The organism is Campylobacter sp. BCW_6889 (assembly GCF_001762535.1).
GTDB lineage: Bacteria > Campylobacterota > Campylobacteria > Campylobacterales > Campylobacteraceae > Campylobacter_D > Campylobacter_D jejuni.
Window position 1 is genome coordinate 1 of record NZ_MJWZ01000010.1, and the last position, 3,673, is coordinate 3,673.

Annotated in this window: 3 protein-coding genes; all 3 read left to right on the top strand. The window is 29.7% G+C overall.

The window, feature by feature from the left end; all coding sequences use genetic code 11:
* Positions 1 to 1,013: hypothetical protein (locus AJ939_RS01060; RefSeq protein WP_070275942.1), on the top strand; the 1,013-nt coding region annotated here is incomplete at its 5' end.
* Between the two features lie 22 nt (positions 1,014 to 1,035).
* Positions 1,036 to 1,839 (top strand): hypothetical protein, encoded by an 804-nt coding sequence (locus AJ939_RS01065; RefSeq protein WP_070233291.1) that lies wholly within the window; start codon positions 1,036 to 1,038, stop codon positions 1,837 to 1,839.
* A gap of 332 nt (positions 1,840 to 2,171) precedes the next feature.
* On the top strand, positions 2,172 to 3,673 hold a 1,502-nt coding region (locus tag AJ939_RS01070), incomplete at its 3' end, for a conjugal transfer protein TraG N-terminal domain-containing protein (protein WP_148124044.1).

Consider the following 3,673-nt stretch of genomic DNA (forward strand, 5'->3'; position numbering starts at 1 on the left):
AAGGAAGCATAGCTCCTTGGACTAAAGCAGAAAAAGCTTATTATAAATCTTTAAAAACTAAAAAAGAAAGATATAAATATTTAGTTATAAGAAGTGGTATAAGAAGTGTTGTTATAGATATACCTTATGAAGCTATAGGAGCTGTAGATGAAAAAGGAAATGTAGATCCTAAATATGAAAAATTATATAGAATAGTAGATGATAATAAACATAATCTAAGATCAAGTTTATTTCATAATGAATGGGGTATGGCAGCAGGAATATTAGGTGATTATAAATACCTAGCTAATGATATGTCTCAAAATGGTTTTAATGCAAGATTTATCCAAGCTACTATACTTTATATACAATTAAGTGGAGGAAGTAGTATATTAGATAAACCTAATTTATTAGGTGCTATTTATGGTTATGCAGATATTGCTGTAGGAAGTGGTTTAGTAGGAGTGCATAAAAATCCTTTAAGAGAACAAGAGATTAAAACCTTAGCTAAGACTTTAAAACCTGATGAATTTGGTATGCTTCCTTTTATAGATGAGATTATGGGAGTAGATTGGGTGATTGATTATAATAAATATAGAATTGCTCGTGATGAATTTGGAAGTATGTATAAAGCCTTAAGAAGTGATATAGTTGAGGGCAAAATAAAAGATCCAAGGGATATAGATTCTACTTATGAAAGCAGAAGAGAATTTGATCATCATAGGGGAGGGTATTATAATGGCATGGTAAATGCTTATGGTTATGATATTCCAAATGATCGGAGTGAAGAAAGTGCACAATTAAGAATAGATTCTATGATATTAACTGCCAAATTAGCAGCCCTAACTCCTCCTCAAGGCTATCCTAATGCCCCTTATTATTTTACCCCTGAAAATCTAGAATGGTATTATAAAAGACATAAGCTTGATAGACTTCTTGATCCAAGAATCCCTGCTATTTATAGATATAATTTTCCGCAAGAACTTCGAGCTAAAATACTAGCTTATGCTAAAGAGCATAATATAAAAGAGTAAACCACAAAAGAAAGGAAAAACAATGCAAAAAATACTTCAAATCGATTTAGAAAAAAGAAAAGCTTTAGAGAATTTCAAAAATCTAGCTTTATTAGGATTAGGTGGAACAATGCTTTTAAATTTAAAAGAACAAGCTTTGGATTTTACTCAAGAATTAACTTATATAAATACTTATGATAAGTATTTAAATTTAAAGCTTGATTCTTTTTATATCCCTTCTACACTTTTATCTTTGCTTCAATTAACTCAAAAAAGCAAAGAAGCTTTTTATATCAATGTTTTAATCAATAGCGATACACATTATAAAAATCCTTTATTACAATATGCTATTACCCAAAAACAAGAACAAGAAAATATCGTTTATGCTTTAAAAAATAATGAAAATATTAATGCTTCTTTTGCAAATCTTAATGCTTTAAAATTAGCCTTAGAAGAAAAGAATTTTTATCTTAATTTTATAGATTTAAACAGCAAAGAAAGTCTTTTAAGTTTTTATAATCAAATAATAAGCAATAATCATTTTAGAAATTATTTTTATTTTAAAGATAATCAATTTTTTATTAAAAAAGATATAAAAAATAAAATTTTATTTCATAGTATTCACTCTTCTTCTATTATAAGTAATTATCTTAGATTGTTAAATGATTTTAATACTTTAAGCAAGATAGAACTCATAAATATATTAGAAAGTTTAAGTTTATACAATCTTTCAACTTTAATACAAACTATGCAAACTATACAATCAAAAAATGAATATAACTCAAAAGACTTTGATAAAGATAGTATCTTTTTATCTAATATGATTATGAATGTGAGATTGAAGTAAAAAGATAGTAGATTTGGTAAATTTAAATCTTGTTAAGTTTATTATTTAGTTCAAATAAAAAATATAAAAAAATATAGAAATTCAATAGAAGAAGAGAAGCTTAGTTAAAAGTTTGTTTGGTTAAGCCAAAGGGATTGTTCTAAACCCTGCAAAAGCAGGGGATACTCAAGAAGCCTTGACATAGCAAAGCATTAAGAGTATAATTATTAGAACAATGTTTAGCAATTTAATCACCGCCTTTCTAGGTTATGATTAATGCCAAAGGTAGCCGCCTTTGGCATCTACCTTTTATAATTATACCAAACAAACTCTTTAACTTCTTAAAACAGTCCATGAAAAGATTTTACTTTTTATTCTTTAGCACTTTGTTTTTTGCACCTTCATTTTTATTTGGTGCAACTGAAATAGCTAATAGCAATTTAATTTATACTTGGGGTTATGGCGATGTGATGAATGAAATCATGCAAGCTGTTAAAGGTATAACCACTGAAACAAGTTATATCGTTAATGCAGCCTTAGCTATCTCATTATTGCTTTTTAGTATCAAAAAAGCAATGGATGGACAAACAAATCCTGTGTTTGAATTTGGAAAAATGTTTATACTTTTTGCTGTAGTGTGGCAGATGTTTTTAAGGGCGCCAAATGACAATAATCACCGCTTCATGATTCACGATGAAGTAACAAGTAAAGATTATGTCATTTCTCAAATTCCTATAGGCATAGGAAAAAGCTTTGCATTAATGACACAATTTGAGAAGGTTATCCTAGAAGCTATGGAAAAACATTTTTCAACTCCACAATCTACAAATTTCTCTAACGCAGGTTTAGGTTTTTCACTTCAAGTGATGAGTACTTTACCAAGCGTAAAGCTTTCGGCTATTGATGCAACTTTGCAAAAAAATATTGATTTTTATTTTAGAAACTGCGTTTCAGTAGGTATCTTGCTTAATCAACAAGGTAGAAATCTTTTTCAAAACTCTGATAATTTAATGCAAGATCTTTTCACAAACATAGGCAATGGCTCTCAGCTTACTCCTTTGTTTAAAAATAACAATAATGTTGAAGAACAAAGTGTTGTACCTTGTTCTGATGCAGGTCCTCAAATCGTTGAAATGATTCAAAACGATACAGATGAAGCTATGAAGATTCATGCTGCTTTGCTTGGTATGGTAGATGATATGACAAATTATGAGCAAAAGTTCTTAGGCGCTGCACAAATCTATAACGAACAAGCTGTAAGTGCTAGATCTTATTTACAGCAATCCATGATAATGCTTGCTTCTCAAGATGCAATCATTAATACCGCTAAATCAGTAGGATTAAATCCTGCTTCTGTGGCTGCAAATACTGCTTATGCGGATCAGCAATTTTATGCAAGTATGCAAGCACAAGGACACATGGCGCAAACTTATTTGCCTTTAGCTAAAGCTTATTTAACAGCTATTATCATAGGTTTATCTTGGCTTGTTGCTTTGCTTTCTATTGTATTTGGCTCTTACGCACATATTAAGATGTTTTTTACTCTATGTATTTGGATAGTGCTTTGGACTCCTATTCTTTGTATTATTAACTATCTAAATGATTATAATCTTATGAAAGTTGCACAAGTAATAACAGGTGGAAAAGCAGCTTTAAGCTTAGGAGATAACATGCTTATATTCAAAGAAGTAGCAAATAGATCAAATTTCATGAATTATCTTGTAATGAGTACTCCTGTTTTAGCTTATGCAATTGCTAAAGCAAGTGAGCAAGGATTTATAACTTTTGCTTCTGGATTATCTCAAGCTCTAACAGGTGCTTCAAGAGCTGCTGGAAGCTTTGCAAATCAGCAAGC

What these genes read in the sequence shown, in the direction of transcription:
- AJ939_RS01065 (WP_070233291.1), top strand. Translation starts at nt 1,036, where the DNA reads ATGCAAAAAATACTTCAAATCGATTTAGAAAAAAGAAAAGCTTTAGAG.